The sequence below is a fragment of the Acinetobacter sp. YH12138 genome (genome assembly GCF_015218525.1).
GTDB classification, from domain to species: domain Bacteria; phylum Pseudomonadota; class Gammaproteobacteria; order Pseudomonadales; family Moraxellaceae; genus Acinetobacter; species Acinetobacter amyesii.
In genome coordinates, this window is sequence record NZ_CP048670.1 from 973,661 (window position 1) to 994,224 (window position 20,564).

Genomic DNA, 20,564 nt, shown 5'->3' on the forward strand with positions numbered 1-20,564 from the left:
AGATCGCTTTAGAGAACGTACCACAACGCTAAAGCACATGTTGAAATGGGAGAAGACAGGTGACGATGGATCAGAGTCAACTACTGGCTATGTGGTTGAAGGAACGTGAAATTCAAAATCAGTCTAAACATACCTTGCAAGCGTATGAGCGTGATGTCAGTGATTTTCTCCAATTTTGTACAATACGCAACTTGCCACTGCATGATGTTGAAAAGTCAGATCTGCGTGAATTTGTTGCTCATAAAGTGGAACAGTTTCAGCTCAGTCCAAGTAGTTTGCAGCGCATGTTATCTTCGATACGCCAATTTATGAAATGGGCAGAACAAGGGGATTATCTTAGTTTCAACCCCGCAGATGATTTTCAGCTCAAACGCCAATCACGTCCTTTACCTGGATTGGTCGATATTGAAACCATTAAACAAATCATGGAACAGCCTGAGCCAGAAAGTGAAACTCAACGGCAGCTTTGGATACGTGATAAAGCGATTTTGGAGCTGCTATATTCAAGTGGTTTACGTTTGGCTGAAGTGCAGGGCTTAACCATTCGAGATATTGATTTTAATCGCCAACTGTTACGTATTACGGGTAAAGGGAATAAAACGCGCATTGTACCTTTTGGTTCTAAAGCCAAAGAGGCTGTGATGCATTGGTTGCAATTATATCCTGCATGGCATGGTGATTTTGTCCCAGAAGCCCAAGTTTTTATCACTCAAAAAGGCAATCCACTGGGGGTAAGACAAATAGAAAATCGAGTTAAATTTCAAGCTCGACGTGCAGGTGTAAATGTCGATTTACATCCGCATTTATTACGACATTGCTTCGCTAGCCATATGTTGTCCAATAGCGGTGACTTGCGTGCTGTACAAGAAATGTTGGGGCATAGTAATTTAACCACTACACAAATTTATACCCATGTGGATTTTGATCGATTGGCACAAGTTTATGATCAGGCCCATCCAAGGGCACAGCATAAAGATTCGTAACAATTGCAAAAACGACTTTGGTACTCAGTGGTCTAAATTTTGCTTAAATTTATAGGCTAGATTTTACATTTTGCATCCTAAAGTGGTCTACTTCATGAAAATTAAATAAGGATGTGAAAAAATATTGGTAAAATTGACCGACATTTTGAACTATTGTCGCATTATAAAAATTCAAATTATCGGGTATAAAAATTGTCCATTATTGAATTGACGTAAGTGCTGAAGTGAAATTCGCCATTTACTAAATTGCTGTACCGTTAAAAATATATAGGCCATACCATGATTTCAGATATTCAAGAAAAATATGACCAGTTAAATGGTCAGCAAAAAGAAATTTTTGCAGGATACGGCTTACGCCAGATCAAACACTTTGTTGAAATCAGTTTGCCTGAAGTAGAAGCTGTATTGCCTGAAGGTGCGCAGCTACAAGGGATTAATGCCGATGGTAAAGTTCAGGCGTTTAATGCGGCGACGGGCCAATACTTTATTTGGATTTCGGATAAACAATGGCAGCTTACCAATAAAGCAACTGCTAAATTTGACAGTAAAGAAGATGCCCTCACCATTTGGCGTATTTTTGATTTGGCAAAGTATGAACTTATTGACCTAAGCCACATCCATCGTGACTTTTTGGAAAAACAGCCAGCCTAAACCATTGGTCAAATAAACAACTCATGGGCTATCTTCATTGGTTTTGGATGTTTAGCCCTTATATCACCCGCACCATGACATGTTGTGATGCTTATGAGCAGAGCGTTAAAGTGTCTACCTCGTTTAGTTTTAAGCTTTCAAATGAACATTTGAGATAAGCTAGTGGACGTCTTTGCAAAACTTATGATGCTAAACAAAATCTCTAAATGTAAACCCATTTTGCTGTTCAGTAATCAATTCGCTCAGTTTTGATAGCGAGAGCCTGTAAATCCAATCAGTCGTATTCTTGTTTAAGAAATTAATCTCAAAGGTTCCTTAGATTGTGTTCGTTCATTTGCCGCAAATCATTATTTTTCTTTGCTTAAAATATAAGTAAATACCGCATAGCTAGGTATTTGCATTCGAGGCTGTGAATAACTGCGTTACTACATTGCCAAGCTTGTAGTATCAGCCTCGTCGTTTCTGATGCTTGAGTTGTTCCTTGGCAGACCAATTTCTGTTTATAAATCTTCTAGCGGTAACTGGAAGCTTTGTTTGATGATTTGGCTTGGTAAATCAGTCTTTACACTGGTGATGCCATTTTTCTTGGTTAAGTGCGTAGACTGAAATTTGCGGTAACTTTCTAGGTCAGGCACCACTACTTTGAGCATTGCATCGCACTCACCCAAAATAATGTAGCACTCCATGACTTGAGGAAGTTCTTTCATCGCTTCGATAAAAGTATCGATGGTTTCAGCATCTTGCCCAGTCAACCAAATACGAGAGAATAAAATCAATTGAAAGCCAATCTTTTGTGGATCGACCACGGTGGTGTAATTCTGAATCACACCTGCTTCTTCGAGTAATTTGACCCGACGTAAACAAGAAGAAGGCGAGAGTCCAATTTCCTTGGCTAAGTCATTATTTTGCATGCGGCCATTATTTTGAAGTGCGCGAATGATATTTTTATCAATACGATCTAGTTTAACTAGAATTGACTTAGAAGATGTCTTCATAAAATAGAATATAATTCTAAAAATAATATCTATTATAGAATATTTGATATCCTATTTTAAAGCGATTCAAACATACTAATTTCACTTTCAGGACATAGAAAGGGAAAATTGAAATGTCTGTATTTGCTTTGTTTGCCTTAACGGTAATTCCCCTTATTTTCACACCAGGACCCGATATGCTTTTTATCCTGTCACAAGTGATGGGTAAGGATGCAAAAGCAGGCATGATGGCAACAGTGGGGGTGTGCTCAGGTTATTTGGTTCACTCGATTTTAGTGGCATTGGGTATTGCTGCGATTATCGTGTCATTTCCACTACTGTTTGAAACAATCCGCTGGTTGGGGATTGCTTATCTTTTATATTTGGCAACGCATTTGCTGCGTTCAGTATTTAGCAGTAAAAAATTAAGTATTGAGAAAAAGTCAGCGTCCAACCCGATTAAAAAAGGCTTTTTTACGGCTTTACTGAACCCGAAAGGAATGTTGATATATTTTGCAATTTTGCCGCAATTTATCGATAAATCAGCGAATACCGTGAGTCAAGGTTTGATTTTGTCCTTCATTTTTATTGGGCTGATTTTTGTGGTGTATTGTAGTTTAAGTGTGGTCTTTGCACGTATTACACAAAAAACTGAAATTGATGAACGCAAACAAAAGTGGGTTGATGGTACATCAGGTGGTTTGTTGGCTCTTGCTGCGACATGGTTAATTGCCAATTAAAAACAGCAAATGTAAATAGAAATAAATGCCTTAACTAAAACCTTCGTGAAAGCGGAGGTTTTTTATATGTGCTGAATATCGACACATATTAAGAACAAGAAAGAGAGAAAAACCCACCAATTAGCTTCGGAAAAGTGAAATTAGCGCTAAATTCATTATGCTTCTATCTTAAATGACAAGTTTAGATATGTTGCCGAATGTGTAGATGGAAAGCTCTATTTCAGAAAGATTGATCGAAAATTGATATTAAATCAGATCTTTTGATGAGCTAAATCAAGTAAAAAAATAATAAAAATCAATGCTTAAAAAATAACTGAATAATGCGTTTTTTTGGATAACTGAAGCATTCTTTAAAAAATGTGAACGATAAGTTCAAGGAAATTACGCTTTTTTACAGGTCTTTCGATAATTGTGACTTGACCGAAATGCCGTACACATTGCAAGATAGGGCACCTAAAAAATTTAAAGTGAAGAGTTAATATAACTTTTCTCAACATTTACATTTGCTAAAACAGCCGAGGATTACATGAAGGCTCTTGTTGCTGTAAAACGTGTGGTTGATGCCAACGTTAAAGTTCGCGTTAAGCCGGACAACAGTGGTGTTGACTTAACGAACGTTAAAATGTCAATTAACCCATTCTGTGAAATCGCAGTGGAAGAAGCGGTTCGTTTAAAAGAAAAAGGAACTGTTTCAGAAATCGTTGTTGTTTCTATTGGTCCTAAAGAAGCTCAAGAACAAATCCGTTCTTCTATGGCGCTTGGTGCAGACCGAGGTATCCTTGTTGAAGCTGACGACAGCCAGTTAGGTGCACTTGAAGTTGCAAAAATCCTAAAAGGTGTTGTAGACGCTGAACAACCTCAATTAATCCTTCTTGGTAAACAAGCAATTGATGACGACTCTAACCAAGTTGGTCAGATGCTTGGCGCGCTTTTAGGTGCTGGCCAAGGTACTTTCGCTTCTGAAGTGAAAGTTGAAGGCGATAAAGTACAAGTGACTCGTGAAATCGATGGTGGTTTACAAACTGTTGAACTTGCACTTCCAGCAATTATTACAACTGACTTACGTTTGAATGAGCCACGTTATGCTGCTCTTCCAAACATTATGAAAGCGCGTAAAAAGCCGCTTGATACTAAGTCACCTGCTGATTATGGCGTTTCACCTGCAACTAAGCTTAAAACTGTTAAAGTTGAAGCTCCTGCAGAACGTAAAGCGGGCGTACAAGTGAAGTCTGTAGACGAGCTTGTAGATAAATTGAAAAACGAAGCGAAAGTGATCTAATACAGAAGGATAAAAATCATGAGTATTTTAGTTATCGCTGAGCACGACAACAAAGCACTAAATGGTGCAACTCTTAACGTTGTTGCTGCAGCGCAAAAAATCGGTGGTGATATCACTGTATTAGTAGCTGGTTCAGGCGCTCAAGCAGTTGTAGACCAAGCAGCTAAAGTTGCGGGTGTAAGCAAAGTATTGCTTGCTGACGACGCTGCTTATGCTAATCAATTGGCTGAAAACGTTGCTAAATTAGTTGCTTCTATAGGTGCGGGTTACACTCACATCCTTGCTGCTTCTACGACAACGGGCAAAAACGTACTTCCACGTGCTGCTGCGCTACTTGACGTAAGCATGATCACTGACATCATTGCTGTTGAAGGTCCTAAAACTTTCAAACGTCCAATCTATGCAGGCAACGCGATTGCAACTGTAGAGTCTGGAGAGTCTGTTGTAGTTGCGACTGTTCGTGGTACTGCATTTGATGCTGTTGCAAGCGAAGGCGGCTCTGCTGCAGTTGAAGCTGTTGCATCTACTGGTGATGCTGGTATTTCTAAGTTCGTTTCTGAAGAAATCGTGAAATCTGAACGTCCAGAATTAACTGCTGCGCGTATTGTTGTTTCAGGCGGTCGTGGTGTTGGTTCAGGTGAAAACTATCACACTGTTCTTGATCCATTAGCGGACAAGCTTGGTGCTGCGCAAGGCGCATCTCGTGCTGCTGTTGATGCTGGTTTCGTACCAAACGATATGCAAGTGGGTCAAACAGGTAAAATCGTTGCTCCTGACTTGTACATCGCTGTAGGTATTTCAGGTGCGATTCAGCACTTGGCAGGTATGAAGGAATCTAAAGTGATCGTTGCGATCAACAAAGACGAAGAAGCGCCAATTAACTCAGTAGCTGACTACTGGTTAGTGGGTGACTTGAACACTGTAGTTCCAGAATTAGTATCTAAAATCTAATTTCTGAACGCAGTTCAAAACGCTCCTAAGCTTATGGTTTAGGGGCGTTTTTTATTGCGGAATGAATAGTCTGGTAGATCTTCTTGATCATGCTTAATTGATAAACCATATGTGAATGTACATAAATATGAATTGCACTTTTATTTTTCATATTTATGAGAGTGGTGGATTCTTAATTTAGTACTTCAAAATTCATCCGAGGTATTTTCTTATTATCAGTCTTAGACACGACTGTTGCATAAGCTAAACGTATGTTGAAACTTAAATGGTAAGTAAGCAGGAGCAATCGCTTGGTAATAGGATGGAAATTAATAAATTATAAAAAATACAAAGATTTAAAATAAAATAATCAAGACCTATTCTTCAAGCTTGAATCTTAAACTTAAAGCAAGCTTAAAGGATTGTATATTTTGTGTTAAAATTGCTTTTTTATTGAACTTGCCCTTTAGGCGGAGTCTCCCTTTGAAATTTGATTTTCAGTTACCAGTCAGTGTATTGGTGCTGATGATCTGCTGTTTACTTTTTCCTGTTTTACAAAGTATCTCTTTTCCTTTATTTGATGGAATGACTGTTACAGCAGTTGAATCGGTCCAAGCATTGTTATTGCTTTTTTTTTTGCGATTTTTACTTTTTTTTATATTCGACCACTTGAAATGCAAGATGGAAAGAAACAATTTTGGTTGTGGGCTGTTGCGTGGTGGTGGTTGCTATTTGGTCGTAGCATTAGCTGGGGGCGTGATTATTTCCCAGATGTGCCTAAACCGTATTTTCGTTTAATTTCGGTATTCATGATTGCACCTGTCGTCTTTATGCTGTTTTCGCCGTATTTACGTCAAGAAATTGCACGTAAGCTAAAAACCTTGGCTTTACCAATTTGGCCATTGGGCTTGGTGATATTGGGCTTACTTATTTCTGATGCAGTTGAGCATAGTCGAAGTCTTAGTTTTTTATTTTTGTACGATTTGGCTTATAAAGATTTCATCGAAGAAGTTTATGAGTTTCCGCTTATTTTAGGTTTGTTTTTAACAGCATACCCATGGATGCAGCAGGATCATGTGCCTCAAGAATTAGAGATCATGCAATATCATAAAGAGTGATTTTTATCACATTTATGCTTCTAAATTTGAAGCTTCAAAAAGAATTTTTTTGAACATTAAACAACCTCTATTCGTAGAGGTTTTTTTCACAGCAAATAAAATCAAAATGCTTAAAATAAATACAAAAAATCATGGTTCTAGTGCAAGATGATTGGCACAAAAATCAGGGTTTTTATGCTATACTGTCCGACTTGATTTTTGATATTGGTTCAGTATTTTTTGAACTAATTTTTACAGATTTACGATATATAAATGCGGGCAGAATTCTGCTTGTATAACAAGGAGTATGCATGAGCGTATCGGAAATTAGACCGATTGCCATTGAGGATGAACTGAAGAGCTCATATCTCGATTATGCAATGAGCGTGATTGTGTCACGTGCGTTGCCAGATGTCCGAGATGGTCTCAAACCTGTTCACCGTCGTGTGCTTTTTGCAATGCACGAATTGGGCAATGACTACAACAAAGCTTACAAAAAGTCTGCCCGTGTAGTCGGTGACGTCATCGGTAAATATCACCCACATGGTGACTTAGCTGTATACGAAACCATTGTTCGTATGGCTCAAGATTTCAGCTTACGCTATCAATTGGTTGATGGTCAGGGTAACTTCGGTTCTGTCGATGGTGACAGTGCAGCAGCAATGCGTTATACCGAAGTTCGTATGCGTAAATTAACCCACGAACTTTTAGCGGATCTTGAGAAAGATACCGTAGAGTGGGAAGACAACTACGACGGTTCTGAACGTATTCCACAAGTCATGCCAACACGTGTGCCTAACTTGTTGATTAACGGTGTAGCTGGTATTGCTGTAGGTATGGCAACCAATATGGCTCCGCATAACATGACAGAAGTCATTAATGCATGTCTTGCTTATGCCAACGATCCGCACATCAGCATTGAAGGATTAATGGAACACATTTCTGGTCCAGACTTCCCTACAGGCGGTATCATTTACGGTAAATCTGGCATTGTCGATGCGTACCGTACTGGTAAAGGCCGTTTGCATATCCGTGGTAAATATCACATTGAAGAAGACCAAAAATCGGGCCGTAGCACGATTGTCTTCACTGAAATTCCTTATCAAGTTAACAAAGCAAAAACCATTGAACGTATTGCTGAGTTGGTCAAAGAGAAAAAACTTGAAGGTATTTCTGAACTTCGTGATGAATCAGATAAAGAAGGGATGCGTATTGCAATTGACTTGAAGCGTGGTGAAAACGCTGAAGTGATTGTAAATAACCTATTCCAAAATACCCAATTAGAAAATTCATTCAGCATTAACATGGTCTGCCTCGATAATGGTCAGCCTAAGTTAATGAACTTGAAAGATATTATTGCAGCGTTTATCCGTCACCGTCAGGAAGTGGTTACACGCCGTACCATGTTCGAATTGCGTAAAGCACGTGAACGTGGACATATCTTAGAAGGTTTGACGGTTGCACTTGCAAACATCGATGCGATCATTGAAACCATCAAAACATCTGCAAACCCAAGCGAAGCACGCGAACGTTTACAAGCGGGCGAGTGGGCAGGCGGTGGTGTTGTTGCATTGCTTGAAAAAGCGGGTGCGGTATCTGTCCGACCAGATGAAATTGAAGGCGAAGATCCAGCACGTCCATTTGGTTTAACAGGTGATATTTATCGTCTGTCTCCAACCCAAGTAGGTGCGATCTTAGAACTTCGTTTACATCGCTTAACTGGTCTAGAACAAGACAAGTTACAAGCTGAATATACAGAAATTCTAGGTCAAATTGCTGAATACACTGCAATTTTGAACGATTTCAACTTATTGATGAATGTAATTAAAGAAGAATTGGCTTTAATCCTTCAACAATATGGCGATGCACGTCGTACCGATATCGTGGAATCACGTATCGACTTCTCTCGTGAAGATTTAATCCCTGAAGAGCAAATGGTACTAACTGTTTCTAAATCAGGCTATGCAAAAACTCAACCATTGTCAGACTACGCTGCACAGCGTCGTGGTGGACGTGGTAAGTCTGCAACTTCAATGAAAGAAGACGATTACATCCAGCATTTGATCGTGACTTCAAACCACGCAACAGTGCTTTGCTTTACCAATGTGGGTAAAGTTTATCGTTTGAAAGTGTATGAAGTACCTCAAGCATCTCGTGGTGCGAAAGGTCGTCCGATGGTGAACTTATTGCCATTGGATGAAAACGAAACCATCACCGCTATTTTACCTGTGGTTGATGCGCCGAAGAAATTTAAAGAACGCTTGGCTGACTTTAAAGCATTTGTAAAAGCCAATAGTGCACAGCTACAAACCAATGAAGTGATTAATAGTCATTTTGCTGGTTTAGAAGCTGCACTTGCTGAGACTGAAGACGGTGCAGATGACTTGTCTGATGCATTACGTGTTCAATTGAAACAGTTGGGCTTAGAGCTTTCTACCACTGATCTTGATGATGAAATCATCAATGACTTTGCACAGCAAGCAGAAGCCGTTCGTAAAAACTTCTATGTATTCATGGCGACTGAATACGGTACGATTAAACGTGTTGAACTAGAACAATTCTCGAATGTTCGTTCTAACGGTCTACGAGCGATTGAACTCAATGGTGATGACACCTTAATCGGTGTCGCCATTACCGACGGCGAACAACAAATCATGTTGTTCTCAAACGAAGGTAAAGCCATTCGTTTTGCCGAAACTGACGTGCGATCAATGGGTCGTTCTGCCAAAGGTGTTCGTGGTATGCGCGTGACCATTGGTGCGGCTGCTCAAGCTGAAGATGCTGAGGATGCGGATGTCGAGTCTGATGATGAAGATAACTCTGATTCAGCTCTCATTAGCCGTATTGTGTCATTGGTGGTTGTTCCTGAAACCGGTGAAGTACTTTGTGCTTCAGCTAATGGTTATGGTAAGCGTACACCAGTAGATGACTTCCCAACCAAGAAACGTGGCGGTAAAGGTGTTATTGCAATCAAAACATCTGAACGTAACGGTGAACTTGTTGGTGCGGTAGCCATTGATGCGTCTAAAGAGCTAATGTTAATTTCAGATGGTGGTACGCTGGTTCGTACACGCGCATCTGAAGTGGCACAAACAGGTCGTAATGCTCAAGGTGTTCGTTTGATCCGTTTAGGTGAAAGCGAAATCTTAGTCGGTGTTGTGGCGATCGAAGCAGTTGAAGAAGACGAAACTTTTGAAGAAGTGGAAGCAATCGAAACTGAGCAACTTGTAGATGACTCAACGATTATTGATCAAAATGACAATGAATCAGATCTCAATGAGCCTGAAGAAGACTAATTGAAGATTGAGAAAAGAGGGCGCTACGGCGTCCTTTTTTATAGACAGATAATTTTAGATTGATGAGTACAATATGAAATTAAAATATTTTGCAATGGCTTCACTTATTGGGCTTGGCGGCTGTGACCAAATTGGTCAAAAAGCCTTAAATGCAATCCCAGACCCAAGTGCTGAACAGACTGAAGTTGCCCAAGCTGCCTATGATCAATTACGTGAAGGCAATTTTGAAAAGTTGTATACCTACTTTGAACCAGAACTCAAAGCGAAGTTTGAACAGAATGAAAAAGAGCTGCGTAAATTTGCACGAGGTATTCCGAAACAAGATTACTCACGTAAAAATATAGTGGCTAAGCACATTGAAAAATCGACTGAAAAGCCGTCTTTATATACAGTTACTTATGAGTACGGTTATACCAATAAAAACCTTGTACAGTATGATGTAAGTTTTGATAAACCCGCAGGAAGTAACAAAATTCGAGATTTTAATATTTCAGTTTTTGGCGAAAAAAATAAATAAAATTAGGTAAAAAATAAAACAAAGCTGTAAAAAAGGACGCCTAAGCGTCCTTTTTTATGTCATCAAATTAAGCGGCATCTTTTAGATTAGAGGCATAATTTTTTTGTTTTTCAGTATCAAATTGGCCTTCCCATTTACTGATCACCAGTACCGCAAGCGCGTTACCAATCACATTCAGTACAGTACGTGCCATATCTAAAATACGGTCAATACCTGCAATGAATGCCAGACCTTCAAGTGGAATACCGACACTACCGAGAGTCGCCAGCAAGACCACGAAAGAAACGCCAGGTACACCTGCAATCCCTTTAGAGGTAATCATCAAAGTCAGGACCAGAATCACTTGTTGGGTGATTGTCAGATCAATCCCGTAAAGCTGAGCAATAAAGATAGCTGCAATACTTTGATATAGGGTCGAACCATCGAGGTTAAATGAATAGCCAATTGGAATCACGAAACTGGTAATCGGTTTCGGAGCACCATAAGCTTCCATTTTTTCCATAATACGGGGGAGGACGGTTTCAGAACTTGCAGTTGAATATGCGAGAATCAATTCATCTTTTAAGATCTTGATAATGGCCCAAACACTGAAGCCACAGAATTTAGCAACTGAACCTAATACAATGAAAATAAAGAAGAATATTGCACCATAAACTAAAACTGCGAGCTTAAGCAGTGGCACAAGAGAGCTGAAGCCGAAATTCGCAACAGTCGCTGCAATCAAGCCGAATACACCAATAGGTGCAAACATCATGATCATGTGCGTAACTTTAAACATCGTTTCAGAAACAGCGGTCAACACTTTAATTAAAGGTTGTTTTACTTCCTGATCAAGCGCACCTAAACCTACACCAAACATCACAGAGAAAAAGATGATTGGGAGCATTTGACCACTCGTCAAAGCTGCAAAAAAGTTAGATGGAATAAGTGAAAGTATTGTTTGAATCAAACCATGAGAATGTTCACTGACTTCATGTGTTGTTTCTTGATACTTTGAAATATCGACTTGCGTCAATGCAGACATATCAATGCCGGCACCAGGTTGGAATACGTTGGCTGCAACTAAACCGACTAAAATAGCAACGGTGGTAATGATTTCAAAATAAATAATTGTTTTGAAACCAAGTTTACCTAAGTTACTACCGTGACTTGTATTGGCAATACCTAAAATAAGCATCGACACAACAAGCGGAATAACGATCATCTTAATGAGGTTAATAAAAATTGAGCCCAAAGGAGTCAAAAAGTTATTAACTAAAGCATCACGATATTCAGGAGAATAGTGTAGGAAAGCACCAACAAGTATACCTAGAATGAGAGCAATCACGATTTGCCAGGCAAGGCTCACCTTAATCTTTTTCATACATCAGCTCTTATGTCAGATTTGGGAGAAAAAAGCCCACAGTCATCCACGAACAAATGTTGCAGACAGACTGAATCCGCCATGACAAAAAGTTCTGAATAATTTGGGAGATAAATACGATAATATTTTGCAGTTTATATGAGAATACAGCCAACGATTTTGATCAAAACCAAACTGTTTGATCGATAAATTATCATTTTTAGTTGTATAAGCGATTTGATTATTAAGTTTAATTTATAGAACGAATAAAATTGAGTTATTAATGAACACTTCACAAAATCTCTGATTTGCCTAGAAAGATCGAGAAACTAGGGTCTGTTGACATTTGTTGATTAAAAAAATAGCGAGATAGTAAAATTAAATCGCCAAACCCAATTTTACACTCGCTATGCCTCGAACAATGCTAAATGATCAACACTGGTCCAAGTTACTTGCTATTTTCCGTCACTTTAATATTTATCTCAAATTAAATTTACGGAATTTTATTGAAGCGATTTTATTTCGAATTAGAACAGGCTGTCCTTGGCGTGATTTACCTCAAGAGTTTGGTAAATCAAATTCTATTTTTAAGAAATATAATCGATGGTCTAAAAATAGTAAGTTTATGAATATTTTTAAATTATTCAGCCAGCATGCTGATAAAGAGTGGATTTTTATCGATGGGAGCCATGTACGAGCGCATCAACATTCAGCCGGTATTAAGAATCAAAGTATTTCCAAAAGTATTGGTGGTAATAGTTCAAAAATACATTTAGCAATCGATTCAAATGGTAATCCTATTGAATTTATTATTTCAGATGGAACTTCACATGATATTAAGGTTGCACCTGATCTTGTATCAAAATTAGATTTAACAGAGTCAGAAATGCTATGTGCAGATAAAGGCTATGATTCAGAAAGTTTCAAAAAGAAAATTAGAGAAAGTAATACGAAAGCAAACATTCCTCGAAGATCAAATGCCAAATCTAGCAATGATGATATGGACTGGTATATGTATAAAATCAGACATTTAGTTGAAAATGCGTTTTGTAGATTAAAACAATTTAGAGGAATTGCCACAAGATACGATAAGCTAAAACGTAACTATCAAAGCGCTGTTGCTTTAGCTTGTATATTTATATGGTTGCCTCTTTAGCTCAATTTATCGGCTGTAAATGTCAACACACCCTAATTGTGAGCCTGTATTTTTCATTTTTGTATAGAAGTTTGCTTTATACTTGTGAGGCAGATAAATCAGTGAAAATTCTATAAATCACACAGATTATCCGAACTAAATTTTAACTTTATATATTTTAATAATAACCAGAGGGCTTGTACGGTGTTGAAAAAATTAGTCGTCATCATTGCTTTAATCTTACCTATAACGGCTTGTGAAAAAATCGGCGATTTCTTGATTGCAAAATTCGAATCAAGCCTGCCAAGTGAGACAAGTTCACAGCGTGCGAAGTCAGAAAAATTATTCGCAGCACTACACCAACCCCATCAAGACAGCTTTTTGGCATTGGTTGAAGAAAATGTTCGTGATGCGATGCTGGCAGATCAGGAGCTGTTCTCGCGTATGAAAAAGCTGATTCCAGCAGGTCAACCTAGCGCTGAGGCGGAAGTGATTCAGCGAATGGCAAATACTCGGCTGGGAGAAGGGGAGACCACAACGATTGTGTATAAATATGATTATCCGCAAAAAAAACTATATATGAGTGTGGTCTTTGCAGGTCATGATGGGGACGATAAAGTGAAAGGATTCTGGCTTGAAAACGCTGCAGAAAAAGAATCAGATGATTTGGTTACTGAGATCACCTCAGATGCAGATGATTTTAATACTCAAGTGGATGAAGCATCGACTGTGACGCCAACAGCATACAGTTAATAGGTGGCAGAAAGCATTAAAATTTGAGACATGCTAAGAAGCAAAGCGTTCGAGTCCATGATGAATAGGTTTGAACGCATTTCTCCTGAGATCAGACGTGTCTTACAGCACAAAAAGCTTTATCTTTTGGCAAACTTTAAACGCCAGACAGCAAGACATAAAAAAATCAGTCCAATACTTGTGAGGTAAAGCAGTTTAGGAATGACGATTGCTGTAGGTACACCCATCTGATTGAGTTGAAGGAACATCTGAATGCCTTGGGTTGATGGCAACACCTGAGCAAGTATTTGCATCCATTCAGGCATAGCTGCATGCGGCCATGCCGTTCCCGAGAGTAGAAATAGTGGAATAGAACTAAAAACGATGACATGTCCCGCACGTTCTGGCAGGTCAAGAAAGGTGGCTAAATAGAGCGTCATCGCAATAATACAACTGAGGAAGATGGGTACAGCAATGAACATGCCCAAAAAATTTCCACCCCGTGGATAGTCATTCAGCCAAAAGGTAAAACCAAATAAATAGAAGCATCCCAAAGTTCCAATGGTCAAAATACACAAGAAGATTCCAGCCAATTGTGCATAGCTCGGACGCCAAGTGGTGTTTTGTCGATAGGTCGCAATCAACATGCACAGACCCAATAAAATCGTCTGATGAATAATTAAGGGTGCAACCGCCGGAAAAATATAACTGCCATAGCCTGAAAGTGGATTAAATAATGGAATCTTATGGATAGACAAAGCTGGGCTAAAATCGGATATGTTCTGGAATTTTTCTGCATATTCGACGAGGGCATTTTCCATCGAACTGGCCAAACCTAAGCCAATTTTTTGAGTCTTTAGAAAATTTGCAGCACTGAGATATAAACCAATTCCACCGGTTTCACCACGGCGAATGCTATTTGAAAGATTACTCGGCAGCAGCAAAATCCCGTCAGCTTGCTGACTTCGGAGCATATTTTCAGCTTCCGCAAAATTACCAGTCACAGCTCGAATTTCTACATTGGGGCTATTGGCTACAGCACCAATAATCGTATTGGTGAGTATGCTTTGTTCCTCATCCACCACAATGATAGGGAGCGATTCTGCGTGTTCCGCTTGATAAGCAATGGGATAAAAAAAACTGTAAAGAAAAACAGAAAGCACTAAGGTGGTAAAAATCGAACTGTGCTTCACAATATCTTTAAAGCTTTGAATATAGTGTCTGAGCAAAGTTGATAGAAATGACACGATTTTATTCATATGATTTGCTCCTTCAGTACTTTCCGTAAAAAGAAGCTGGCAAGAACCAAATAGAACAGACAGTAAATGATCAGGGTGACAAGCGGTGTGATTGAAATGGAGATTGGGCTACCAATGACCCATTGTTCTGTTTGTAATTTGGCATAAGGCGTATAGGGAATAATATTGGCCCAGAATTTTGTAAACATCGGCGCGTTATTCAGCGGCAATGTCACCCCTGCAAAACTTAGTGATGAGCCACCATATACCGCTATAAAACCAAAGGACTTGGTGAGATCACGTGTCGCCAAAACTACAGTAGAGCTGATAAAGGCATAGGCTGTATAAAAAAACAATTGCCCGAGCAAAATGAGCAATAATGAACCCTGAACAAACCAACCTCGAAACGCGATTAGCCACAACATCCACGCCCATGTCCAAGCGGTAAAAATGAAAACATAACTGAGATTTTTAGCGATTAAAGCTTGAAAGATAGAACTTGGATTCACCCATTGATTTACAGTGCCATATTTGATTTCTTGACCAACCGAAAATGCGACACAGCAACACAGTAGTAAATGTAGAATCGCAGGAATCATGTAGGGCTCTAAATAGAACTCGTAATTTAAACCAGGATTATATAAGGGTGAAATTTTGACATTGGGTGTCGGTGCATCGAGGTAGGGGATAGTATTTTCTAAATACTGATGACCACTAAAATCGGCCATGGCTTGCAATGTACTTAGCAGCATGGCTGATGAAATACTATTGCCGACACTAAAATAGCTTTGGTTATAGGCAATGCTGATTTCTGCATCTTTTGCTTGAACCAGTCGTTGCTCTGCACCAGCAGGAATATGAATATAGCCCCAAATTTGAGTCTGATTTAAAAGCTTTTCAGCATCGTCCATACTAGGTGTAATGGTGGCTACTTTTAAAGTATGGTTGAGCTGCGCAAAATGAGTAATGTTACGACTTAAACTGCTTTGATCTTGGTCTATGATCGCGATGGGTAAATGATCTGGTTTGCCTTGAGCAAACATATTGGTAAAAAGCAAAATCACAAGGGCAGGGGCAAGTGTGACCATACACAAGTCCCATTTATGCTGCATCAAATAGCTAAACTCACGCAGAATGCCCCTAAACATTATTTACGCTCTTCAATTTTAAACAAAACGCTCATACCCACTTTTAAGTCAGCAATCGGCTGAGCGGGTTTCAGTTGGATTTTAAAACTACGAATGTCATAGCCGCCCGTTTGCCGCGTGGTTTTAATCGTTGCAAATTCACCTTCGGCTTCTATGTGATCAATTTTAAACTCGGCAGATTTGTTTAGCGCCGGTATAAATCCTTGCATGGTCTTGAGTTGATACACTTGAGCATACTGGTCTTCACGTACATTTAAGCTAATCCATAAGCTATCATCTTGAATCAGGCTTACAACGGGCACACCCATTGCAACTAATTCTGAAACTTTGCCATAGGTTTTTGAAATAGTGCCATTGGACGGTGCAAATAACTTGGTTTCAGCCTCAAGTGCATTGGCTTCAGCCAACGCGGCTTGCGCAATCTTGACTTGGGCATCTGCCGAGCTTTGTTGTTGTGGTGTACTGCCACGTTTTGCACGCGCATATTGTTGATAAGACGCTTCTGTCATTTGTGCAGCAGACACTGCGGCAGCTTGCATTTCATCACGGCGTTGTCGTGAAATGACACCTTCTTTATAAAGGTTTTGACCACGTTGGTAGGTGGTTTGCGCCAATTGTCGCTGTGCTTTTAGACTTTGCCAATTGGCATATAAACTATCAATATTTTCTTGTTGAGAGCCGCGTTCAGCTGTGGATTGCAATGCTTGGGCAGATTGGAGTGCAGCTAAAGCCTGTTGTTTCTTTGCATCGACTTCAGGACTGGTTAAACGAACCAGCGCTTGACCCGCTTGTACTTTTTCACCGTCATGCACATATATTTCTTCGATACGGCTAGGTACTTTGGTACTAATGTGGATGGTTTCAGCCTCAACTCGACCTTGTAATTCAACCTGTTTGGGCTGATAACTTTTCCATAAGCCAAATGCAATCAATGCCAAAAGCAGAACCAAGACGATGCCAATCCCGAACTTGATCAAAGTAGATTTATTGCGACTTTGCACTGAGGTATTTTTCGTTTCTGCATCGGTATTGGTCGCCACTTTTTCTTGAGTATCCTCAGCAGTATTTGCTGTAGATGAAACGTCTGAACTCGAGACATTGGATTGGGATGTTTCACCTTTCGCAGAGGCATCTTCTTGGTGATCAGTTGAATCCTGATTCATGTGCATTTCCCCAGTCTAAGTTTAACGGATGTAATCGGTGTGTGATTGATTGATATAGCTTTGGAACTGGTCAATGCTCCCGTGACTTTGTAGCAATGTTGCAAGTGACATCACGTATTTATAAGCATTGAGTGCCATTTCACTTTGTAGCCCGCTCAGTGCATTTTGTGCATCAATCACTTGTGTGGCTGTTCCCATATCTTCTTTAAATGAAAGCTGTTGAATTCTTAAATTTTCTTGAGCAGCTTTTAGGTTTTGCTGCAACAACAGGTGACTTTGTTGAGCGCTGGTGACTTCATTAAATGAGCTATAAATCAGGCTTTCAATTTCTTGTTTGGTACGCTCAGTCATTAACTCAGATGCATAGCGTTGAAGTTCAGCAGCTTGTACGGATTTGTTTTTATCAATACCTGAAAATAAGTTGTAGCGAGCGGCAACACCAACGATCCAGTTTTGTTTATCGTCGAGACTATATTCGCCAAATGCAAAGACGTTGGGTTTTTTTGCTGCGCTTTGGGCTTTCACATTGGCACCGGCCAATTGACTGTCCAATTGCATTTTACGCACCAAACTAGACTGATCCTGATAACTTTTTAGTAAGGCGGTTATATTTTGATTGTGTTGCTGATTGATAAATAATGGCGTTGAAAGATCAGTAATTTGGCTGCTTTGCATTAAGTTGTTTAACTTAAATAAGCTAGAGCGAAGATTCGCTTCAGTATTTTGAAAAGTTCTGAGTGCATTATTCTTTGCCACTTCAAATTGCATACGCTGGCCTTTGCTAATAAAACCCTGTTGTTCCATTTTGAGTGCATTGGCATAGTGTTGTTGCATCGCATTTAAATTGAAGCGGCTGCTTTCGACTAATTTTTTTTGTAATTGAGCATTGAAGTAGGCTTGGATTAATTCAAAACGTTGCACATCTTGTTGTTGTTCACTGCTTATCGCGCTGCGTTTGGCTTGGATATTGGCAATTTCCTTGGCGCTAGACGTTAACCCACCGGTATACAGCGGCATCATTACGGAAACGGTAGGGCGGATCACTTGATCATCTAAGACCACTTGGGAAGAATCTGGAATTAATCCGACACCATCACGGATTGGCTGTTGCAGACTGTCTTTTAATGGGTATGCCAAATCACTCGGTAAGCTTTCATCAATTTTATTATTAATGCCATTACTCAGCGTTTGTTCTAAGTTGTTTTTTAAGGCACCGAGAGGAATATCGAGTTCATTATGAAAGGCATAGGCACGGACGTTTAAATCCACACGAGGTAAACCAAGCCCTTTAATGGCCTGAGCTTGAAGTTCGGCAGATTGTTGTAGTGCTTGGTTGGCCTGAGTACTATACGAACTAGTGAGTAGACTTTGTTCTGCTTGGCTATAACTGATACTTTGCGCAAGTACCGTGGGGCTAAAAAAGCCACTGAAACAACCAAGGCCAAGCAGTAAACCTGAACGAAATGTATGTTTAATTTTTATAGAATAATCTGTTCGAGGTAAAGGCATAAAAACACACTCACAGCTAGGATGGGTTCATTATAGTCATTGTGATGAAGTTGGGTAAATTCACTAAGTTGTTGTATTGTTTCATATACATATGTAAATAAATTTTATCTTTGTAGCGCACATCATTTTTCTCACATCAAGACCTTAAATTAGCATCAATTCAAGGGATAAAAAATATCAGTAAATCTAATAATTTGAATTAAGAAGAATTAATTTTGATCTTTATTGAAATTTTGACTTCAAATGTCAGACAGCATTGGAATATTTTCAGCTTTAACTACTGCAAGCACGCGTCAGATATGGTTAAATGCCATCATTTTATTGTGTTTCACTTTGAAAGGAAAACTCATGCGCGCGTACAACTTCTGTGCTGGTCCTGCTGCATTACCCACTGCCGTTTTAGAAAAAGCTCAAGCTGAAATGCTTGACTGGCAAGGCAAAGGCCTTTCGATCATGGAAATGAGCCACCGTAGTAAAGACTATGTTGCTGTGGCAGAGAAAGCAGAAGCTGATCTTCGTAAGCTGATGAATATTCCAGACAACTATAAAGTGTTATTCCTTCAAGGTGGCGCATCACTTCAATTCTCTGCGATCCCATTAAACCTATTGGGTAAAAACAGCAAAGCAGACTATATCCACACGGGTATTTGGTCTGAAAAAGCGTTGAAAGAAGCACAGCGTTATGGCGACATTAATGTCGTTGAAGCGGGTACCACCATTGACGGTAAACTTGCGATTACTGATCAAAGCACTTGGAACTTATCTGATGATGCGGCTTATGTGCATTATGCAGATAATGAAACTATTGGCGGTCTTCAGTTTGCCAATATTCCTGAAACAGACAAACCATTGGTTGCCGATTTTTCATCAAGCATTTTATCTGCACCATTAGACGTATCTAAGTTCGGTTTAATCTATGCAGGCGCTCAGAAAAATATTGGCCCTGCTGGTTTAACTTTGGTGATTATTCGTGATGATTTATTGGATCAAGCGAAAGCAGATATTCCAAGTATCTTGAAATATTCAGCTCAAGCGAAAAATGGTTCAATGGTGAATACACCATCAACTTATGCATGGTACTTATCTGGCCTCGTTTTTGAATGGTTACTTGAGCAGGGCGGTGTAGACGCAATTTATAAAGCGAATATGGCAAAAGCTGAATTGCTTTATGGTTATATCGATTCAAGCGATTTTTATGCAAATCCAATTGCAAAAGAATTCCGTTCAATAATGAACGTACCATTCACTTTGGCGAATCCAGATTTGGAAAAACAATTCTTGAAAGAAGCTGAAGAAAACCACTTGCTTAATTTAGCCGGTCACCGTTCAGTGGGTGGTATGCGTGCAAGTATTTATAATGCTGTTCCGCTAGAAGGTGTTCAAGCACTGGTTAACTTTATGGATGACTTTGCAAAACGCAACGCATAATTGTAAAGGCATAAAAAAACCGGCAAATGCCGGTTTTTTTATTGAATAGATTAAAAAATAAAAGTATGTAAAACGTATGCACAAATCAGCATACCTAACATAAAAAATAAGCAGGACATTGGCTCGATTTGATATCGAGATTCCATGTGATGGTCAACTTGTGATAAGTTTTCTTCTTGCACGACTTTCATAGATATTCTTTCCGATCTATTTATCGTTAATTACTATTTCTTAAACGCATTTTTAACATAATTATTTGATTAAATAAAGTACTATCTGTCATAAACTTACTAAACTATTTAGTTTATTTAAAAATAAGCAACTGAATTGATAAATTTAGTTTCATAAATTTCCTATCTTATTTATTTATATTAGATTTTTATATTTTATCCTTTGCAGATG

At 39.2% G+C, this 20,564-nt stretch carries 17 protein-coding genes; 11 read left to right on the plus strand and 6 right to left on the minus strand.

The genetic code is table 11. The features are described from left to right. The first annotated feature begins 65 nt into the window (after nt 1-65). Together G0029_RS04640 and G0029_RS04645 are read left to right on the plus strand one after the other, a co-directional pair. Nucleotides 66-983 (plus strand): tyrosine recombinase XerC, encoded by a 918-nt coding sequence (locus tag G0029_RS04640; RefSeq protein WP_180049082.1) that lies wholly within the window; start codon nt 66-68, stop codon nt 981-983. A 279-nt stretch (nt 984-1,262) separates the two neighbouring features. Beyond that, complete coding sequence (locus G0029_RS04645; RefSeq protein ID WP_218948070.1) at nt 1,263-1,634, plus strand: hypothetical protein; 372 nt, start codon at nt 1,263-1,265, stop codon at nt 1,632-1,634. A 500-nt stretch (nt 1,635-2,134) separates the two neighbouring features. Here the strand turns inward: G0029_RS04645 and G0029_RS04650 are convergent, their stop codons facing one another. Further along, a complete protein-coding gene (locus G0029_RS04650; RefSeq protein WP_078190405.1) occupies nt 2,135-2,629 on the minus strand; it encodes an Lrp/AsnC family transcriptional regulator in 495 nt (164 codons plus the stop codon). Nucleotides 2,630-2,742: 113 nt separating this feature from the next. Here G0029_RS04650 and G0029_RS04655 point away from each other — a divergent pair, with 113 nt between their 5' ends. From G0029_RS04655 to G0029_RS04680, 6 genes are all read left to right on the plus strand, one after another. Next, complete coding sequence (locus G0029_RS04655; RefSeq protein WP_168378266.1) at nt 2,743-3,348, plus strand: LysE family translocator; 606 nt, start codon at nt 2,743-2,745, stop codon at nt 3,346-3,348. Nucleotides 3,349-3,874: 526 nt separating this feature from the next. After that, on the plus strand, nt 3,875-4,627 hold the full coding sequence (locus tag G0029_RS04660; protein WP_078192067.1) for an electron transfer flavoprotein subunit beta/FixA family protein: 753 nt from the start codon (nt 3,875-3,877) through the stop codon (nt 4,625-4,627). 18 nt (nt 4,628-4,645) lie between these two features. Next, a complete protein-coding gene (locus tag G0029_RS04665) occupies nt 4,646-5,578 on the plus strand; it encodes an FAD-binding protein (protein ID WP_180109777.1) in 933 nt (310 codons plus the stop codon). 653 nt (nt 5,579-6,231) lie between these two features. Then, nucleotides 6,232-6,675, plus strand: coding sequence for a hypothetical protein (locus G0029_RS04670; RefSeq protein ID WP_227591863.1), 444 nt, complete (start codon nt 6,232-6,234; stop codon nt 6,673-6,675). 290 nt (nt 6,676-6,965) lie between these two features. Continuing rightward, nucleotides 6,966-9,950 (plus strand): DNA gyrase subunit A, encoded by a 2,985-nt coding sequence (gene gyrA, locus G0029_RS04675; RefSeq protein WP_180109778.1) that lies wholly within the window; start codon nt 6,966-6,968, stop codon nt 9,948-9,950. Nucleotides 9,951-10,023: 73 nt separating this feature from the next. Next, complete coding sequence (locus G0029_RS04680) at nt 10,024-10,467, plus strand: DUF3887 domain-containing protein (protein WP_078192064.1); 444 nt, start codon at nt 10,024-10,026, stop codon at nt 10,465-10,467. A gap of 67 nt (nt 10,468-10,534) precedes the next feature. Here the strand turns inward: G0029_RS04680 and gltP are convergent, their stop codons facing one another. Continuing rightward, nucleotides 10,535-11,830, minus strand: a complete 1,296-nt coding sequence (gene gltP / locus G0029_RS04685; protein WP_180107781.1) for a glutamate/aspartate:proton symporter GltP — start codon at nt 11,828-11,830, stop codon at nt 10,535-10,537. Between the two features lie 388 nt (nt 11,831-12,218). Here gltP and G0029_RS04690 point away from each other — a divergent pair, with 388 nt between their 5' ends. Together G0029_RS04690 and G0029_RS04695 are read left to right on the plus strand one after the other, a co-directional pair. Further along, a complete protein-coding gene (locus tag G0029_RS04690) occupies nt 12,219-12,965 on the plus strand; it encodes an IS5 family transposase (protein WP_180168141.1) in 747 nt (248 codons plus the stop codon). Nucleotides 12,966-13,148: 183 nt separating this feature from the next. Then, nucleotides 13,149-13,697, plus strand: coding sequence for a hypothetical protein (locus G0029_RS04695; protein ID WP_180107782.1), 549 nt, complete (start codon nt 13,149-13,151; stop codon nt 13,695-13,697). A gap of 119 nt (nt 13,698-13,816) precedes the next feature. On the opposite strand, the gene G0029_RS04700 is transcribed toward G0029_RS04695, so the two are convergent. Genes G0029_RS04700 through G0029_RS04715 form a run of 4 tightly spaced genes read right to left on the minus strand, consistent with a single transcriptional unit; the run spans nt 13,817 to nt 18,734 of the window. Next, nucleotides 13,817-14,935, minus strand: a complete 1,119-nt coding sequence (locus G0029_RS04700; protein WP_180107783.1) for an ABC transporter permease — start codon at nt 14,933-14,935, stop codon at nt 13,817-13,819. Further along, nucleotides 14,932-16,062: an ABC transporter permease gene (locus G0029_RS04705; protein ID WP_180107784.1), complete on the minus strand. Its 1,131-nt coding sequence runs from the start codon at nt 16,060-16,062 to the stop codon at nt 14,932-14,934. Before G0029_RS04705 ends, G0029_RS04700 begins: the two co-directional genes overlap by 4 nt. Next, nucleotides 16,062-17,225, minus strand: a complete 1,164-nt coding sequence (locus G0029_RS04710; protein WP_180107785.1) for an HlyD family secretion protein — start codon at nt 17,223-17,225, stop codon at nt 16,062-16,064. The genes G0029_RS04705 and G0029_RS04710 overlap by 1 nt, the downstream gene beginning before the upstream one ends. A 21-nt stretch (nt 17,226-17,246) precedes the next feature. Then, complete coding sequence (locus G0029_RS04715) at nt 17,247-18,734, minus strand: TolC family protein (RefSeq protein ID WP_180107786.1); 1,488 nt, start codon at nt 18,732-18,734, stop codon at nt 17,247-17,249. Between the two features lie 348 nt (nt 18,735-19,082). Between G0029_RS04715 and serC the strand changes: the two genes are divergently transcribed. Next, on the plus strand, nt 19,083-20,162 hold the full coding sequence (serC, locus tag G0029_RS04720; RefSeq protein WP_111884024.1) for a 3-phosphoserine/phosphohydroxythreonine transaminase: 1,080 nt from the start codon (nt 19,083-19,085) through the stop codon (nt 20,160-20,162). Nucleotides 20,163-20,564 lie beyond the last annotated feature (402 nt).